General features: G+C 54.6%; 2 protein-coding genes. Both read right to left on the bottom strand.

The genetic code is table 11. The features are described 5' to 3' along the window. On the bottom strand, positions 1–203 hold a 203-nt coding region (locus tag EXE42_RS16120; RefSeq protein WP_137706973.1), incomplete at its 3' end, for a type II toxin-antitoxin system HicA family toxin. A 2-nt stretch (positions 204–205) separates the two neighbouring features. Next, entirely contained in the window at positions 206–481 is a 276-nt protein-coding gene (locus EXE42_RS16115) for a type II toxin-antitoxin system HicB family antitoxin (protein WP_137706972.1), read from the bottom strand. Positions 482–769 lie beyond the last annotated feature (288 nt).

The following is a 769-nucleotide window of genomic DNA, read 5'->3' as shown; positions in this document are numbered from 1 at the left end:
TCGTCAGCGATATTACGAAGCGTTCCAATACTGATTGAGTCGTGGGCCGGGACCGTCACGGTACGTATCTCTGTGTTCTCATGGCCTTCTGGCGGATCCCAGCGAAGAATTAGGTGATCCCCCGTGGTACGAACGTGCTGGAACCCACCAACGTTTACCAACACTTTGTACACGTCTTCACCCGAAAAGTCCCGCGTTACCATCGCTACTGTAAGACATCGGGAAGATTATCGCTCTGTGACCGAGCGACTTCAGGATCAACACCGAGGTCACGTATTTCCTCGTCGGTTGGAGAGCGCCCGCCATCGCCTTCGACCGCCGCAATGACGGCATCAAGAGTATCAAGTGCTTCGTCCCGACTTTTCGCTTGCGCAGTCACTCCAACACGGAGATCACGAGCCGTCCACTGGCCATCTGGGTTCTTCACTAAGCGGATTTCCCGTTCAGGGGAGTCCGAATTACCAGAATCGGCTCGTGCCATACTAATTGGTATTTCACCGAGAGCAAAAACGCTTCGGGAGACCTACCATCCTACCCATCTGGAATTGTATAGTTCCAGCCACCGTGCTTGTTTTCTGGCGGATTTTGATCCCGGAGCGGAGAATCTAACGGCCGCTTAGTGTGCTACTGTGTTCAGTTTCTCTGGTGCCCCGAGGGGGTGGCCACCATGTCCAATGAGGCCACTACCCCGGATTCAGCCGGGACCGACGACAGTTGTACCGAGACCGTTGAGATGACCACGACCGATCAAGTCGCGCAGTATCTGATC

The sequence above is a fragment of the Halorubrum sp. SP3 genome (genome assembly GCF_005435195.1).
GTDB lineage: Archaea > Halobacteriota > Halobacteria > Halobacteriales > Haloferacaceae > Halorubrum > Halorubrum sodomense.
Note: the sequence above shows the minus strand (reverse complement) of the source record. Positions and strands in the feature narration are given on the sequence as shown.

Excerpts from the sequence above, each read along its gene's own strand:
- EXE42_RS16115 (WP_137706972.1), bottom strand. The coding sequence starts at position 481 with ATGGCACGAGCCGATTCTGGTAATTCGGACTCCCCTGAACGGGAAATC.